The sequence below is a fragment of the Acidovorax sp. HMWF029 genome (genome assembly GCF_003060895.1).
In the GTDB taxonomy this organism is placed as follows: Bacteria; Pseudomonadota; Gammaproteobacteria; order Burkholderiales; family Burkholderiaceae_C; genus Acidovorax.
In genome coordinates this window covers 1-3,818 of the sequence record NZ_QAIH01000240.1, presented here as the reverse complement: position 1 = coordinate 3,818, position 3,818 = coordinate 1, and the positions used below count along the sequence as shown (strand labels likewise).

The following is a 3,818-nucleotide window of genomic DNA, read 5'->3' as shown; positions in this document are numbered from 1 at the left end:
GTTTCGTCCTGCGGGGTGTCTTCGGGGGCGGCCCGCCACTCGGCGCCGCGCAGCTGCCGCAGCTCGCCCGCCTTCCAGGCCAGCCACAGGGCCACCAGCATCAGCACGGCCACGCTGCCCAGCAGCAGCGTGGGCATGCGCCGCGACCATGTGGCCTGGTTGCGCGCCGCCGCCAGTTCTGCCTGGAAGGCCGCGTCACCAAACGGCCCCAGCACGCGGCCATGCAGGTCCAGCCTGCGCACCAGGAAGTTGCTCATGTCGGTGAGCAGCATGTGCTGCTGGAACAGGGTTATGGCGTTCGGGTCCTGCTTCACGGCCAGGGGGATCACCCGCTCGGGCTGGAGCTGGGGGCTCATCAAGAGCAGGTCGGCGTTCTGCATGTCCACGCTGGCCACCAGCACCCACAGCTGCCCGCGCGGGTCCTGTGCCATGGCAAACGGGAACGCGCGCCCGGGCCGCAGGTCGGGGTGGGCGATGGGGTGTTGCTGCCGCACGGTCTTGCCGTCCGGGCCGGTGCGCAGCTGCACGATCTGGTGGCGGTTGGTATTGGCCACCCACACGGCGTCGCCCACCTGCAGTGTCTGGTTGGGGAACCGCATGCCCTGCGCCTCGGTGCGCGCCAGCGTGTAGCGCGCGGTGATGGGGTCGCGCCGGTACACCAGCACGCGGTGCTCGGAGGCGTCGGAGACGGTGATTTCCGTCTCGTCCGCGCTCACCCGCACCCAGCGGTAGCCCCGGCGGGTGTCCAGCCCGGCCAGTTCCACCGGCAGGCACTGGCGCTGCTGCAGGTCGCAGCGGACCACGCGGCTTTCGTCGTGCACCCAGGCCACCTGCTCCTGCGTGAACTGCAGGCTGGTGGGGCTGTCGGAAATCTTCAGCGCGCCCAGGGGGATCTGCTGCAGCCGCTGGCCTGCGGCGTTGAACTGGTGGAGTGCTCCATGGCTTTCGAGCCAGAGCGTTTCCCCCTGCACGGCGGGCAGGCGGGGCCCGAAGGGGCCGGGAGCAGACAGCCCCCGGTAGATGAACGCGAGAATCAGCAGGCACTGCAACGCGATGACTGCGCGCAGGCCCCAACGGTAGCCGGACGGTGCTTGGCTTGCCATGGACACTCCCTCCCTAGTGTTATGTCACGGCCGCCGTGGCGATGGCCGTGCGGGAGGCATTGTCCAACAGGCGGTCAGTGGCTGGCGAGGGTGTTTGCAAACATGGGCGCATCGACGTTGCCGCCTGTCAACGCCAGGCCCACGTTCTGGCCTTGGAGCGCATTGCGTTCCTGCAGCGCCGCCGCCAGGGCTGCAGCGCCTGCGCCCTCGGCCACGTTGTGGGTGTCGGCAAAAATGGCACGCATGGCGGCGGCCACCTCTGCGTCGCTTACCTGCACGATATGGTCGATGTGCGGTGCCATCACGGCCAGCGCCTCGGCATCGGCCACGCGGCAGGCCATGCCGTCGGCGAGCTGGGTGGTCACCGGTGCCTCCACCACGCGGCCTGCTGCCAGGGAATCGGCATAGGTGGTTGCGTGGCTGCTGACGACGCCGACCACGCGCACAGGGTGCTGCAGTGCCAGCTTGGCTGCAATGGCCGAGCACGCGCCCGAGCCCTGGCCGATGGGCACGTACACCACATCGAGCTGCGGCACGGCGCGCAAAAACTCCCACCAGTAGGTGGCAACGCCGCGCAGCAGGTCGGGGTGGAAGCTGGGCACCATGTGCGCGCCGCGCTGGGCGGCCAGCTGAATGGCGTGTTCGCGCGCTTCTTGAAAGTCGTCGCCGTGTTCGATGAGCGTGACGCCCAGCGCGCGCATGGCCGCGTTCTTCTCCACCGAGTTGCCACGCGGCACGACGATGGTGCAGGCCACGCCGTGGCGGCGCGCAGCCCACCCCATGCTCTGGCCGTGGTTTCCGCGTGTGGCGCTGATGACTTCCTTGGGCAGGGCACCGCGCTTCGCGAGCTGGTCGAAGTAGGTCAGGCCACCCCGAATCTTGAACGCGCCCACGGGCGTATGGTTCTCGTGCTTGAGCCAGCAATCGGTGCCCAGGCGCTGACTGAGCAGCGCCCAGCGGTACTGGGGCGTTGCGGCGAAGTCGCGGTACACGACCTCTGCAGCGGCTTCGATGTCGGGCAGGGTCGGGAGCAGGGCAGTGGGGTCGATGCGGGCATTCATGCGGCAGCTTTCTTTTCGGTGATGGATGACAGGGAGACAGGGCCTCGTAGCGTGGTGAGTTGCGCCGTGAGAGCGGGCGTGTTGCCCGCAGTGACGGCGACCTGGGGGCCGATGCCGATGGCGTCACATGCCGCCTGCAGTGTGGCGGCCTGGGGGTGCTGCAGCGTGAGTCGCTGCAACTGCACGCCACTGGCGGGCAGGCTGTCGCAGGGGTGCACGGGGCCCCACTGGATGAGGGTTGGCAGGCAGCCGTCCATCAGGCGCAGTCCGTCGCTGCGCACCGTGATCTGCCACTGCAGCAAGCCGATTTGCGTGGGACGGCTGGCTGTGACGATGGGGCCACGGTCCACGTTCAGCGCCGCTAGGGCGGCACACTGTTGTGCCGCATCGCGCACGCTGGCCACCCAGTGGATGAGCTGAGGTCCGTGCTGCGCCACTTGCTGCTGCAGGGCTGAATCATCCATGTCAAACCAGCGGCTTCCGCCTAATGGCATTGATTTTGTTGCTTCACTATTTATAGCAATAATCTCCAGATATGCACGGGGGTGGGCGGGGCTGGAGATGTTGAGGATGCGGTTGTGCGTGCCCATCAGCGGGTGCTCGCCGCCCGCCGTGGGGGTCATGCCGAGCGTGCGTTCGCACCAGGCCACGCCGCTGGCCAGGTCGGCCGAAAGCACCACCAGATGGTCCACGCAGGGCGTGTGGGGGGTGATGGTCACAGCAGCACCTCGCCCGACACACAGGTAACGCTGCTGCCGCCGACCCAGATGGTGTCGCCGTCCTGCTCCACAAACACGCGCCCGGCGCGCCCCAGGCAGGTGCCCTGGCTGGCCACATACTGCGTGGGGGCCAGCCCGGCGCCGATGAGCCACTGTGCCAGCGCGGCGTTGAGGCTGCCGGTCACGGGGTCTTCGGCCAGGCCGTTGTTGCCGGGGAAGAAGGCGCGCACTTCAAAGGCGATGCCTTCGGCGTCGGTGCTGCCGATCACTCCCACCTTGCCGCGCGGGCCGACCACGCCCACGTCCAGCTGGCCGAGGATGCTGGCGTCGGGCTTGAGCGCCAGCACCTGCTCGGCAGAGCGCAGCATCACGCCGCGCCAGTTCGGGCCGTTGTCGCACCAGGCGTGGTGCAGGATGTCGCTGCGCGCCACGCCCAGGCCGCGTGCAATCAGCGCCACATCGTCTTCTGCCAGCGGGCCGCTCTTGATCAGAGGCGGCGCGGCAAACGCCAGGCGCTCGCCGTCCTGGCGCAGCGTGACCAGGCCCACGCCACATTCCTGCACCACCTTGCCAGCCGCCTGCGGCTGGCCACCGGCCTTCAGCCACGCGTGGCAGCTTCCCAGCGTGGGGTGACCGGCAAAGGGCAGTTCGCGCCCGGGGCAGAAGATACGCACACGGTAGTCGGCACCGGCGGCGCGGCCTTCCGGTGTGGGGGGCAGCAGGAAGCTGGCTTCGGACAGGTTGGTCCAGTTGGTGAAGTCCTGCATGGCTTCGGTGCTGAGGCCGGAGCCGTCCAGCACCACGGCCAGGGGGTTGCCACGGTAAGGCGTGGCGGTGAACACATCGACTTGCTGGAAAGGGCGTTGGTGCATGGTGGTCAGGTCCTTGGTCAATCAAACGGGCAGTGAAGCGGGGTGGGCCGGGCACGCCGGGGG

The 3,818-nt window shown here is 68.7% G+C and carries 4 protein-coding genes; all 4 read right to left on the bottom strand.

Annotated features, from left to right (window positions below; translation table 11 throughout):
* Positions 1 to 1,103 (bottom strand): hypothetical protein (locus tag DBR12_RS22230; RefSeq protein WP_158275012.1); only part of this gene is annotated, 1,103 nt, incomplete at its 3' end.
* 74 nt (positions 1,104 to 1,177) lie between these two features.
* On the bottom strand, positions 1,178 to 2,164 hold the full coding sequence (locus tag DBR12_RS17680; protein ID WP_108618464.1) for a threonine dehydratase: 987 nt from the start codon (positions 2,162 to 2,164) through the stop codon (positions 1,178 to 1,180).
* Positions 2,161 to 2,877: a VOC family protein gene (locus tag DBR12_RS17675; protein WP_369861651.1), complete on the bottom strand. Its 717-nt coding sequence runs from the start codon at positions 2,875 to 2,877 to the stop codon at positions 2,161 to 2,163. Before DBR12_RS17675 ends, DBR12_RS17680 begins: the two co-directional genes overlap by 4 nt.
* A gap of 2 nt (positions 2,878 to 2,879) precedes the next feature.
* Positions 2,880 to 3,755, bottom strand: coding sequence for a PhzF family phenazine biosynthesis protein (locus DBR12_RS17670; RefSeq protein ID WP_108618477.1), 876 nt, complete (start codon positions 3,753 to 3,755; stop codon positions 2,880 to 2,882).
* Between the last annotated feature and the right edge of the window lie 63 nt (positions 3,756 to 3,818).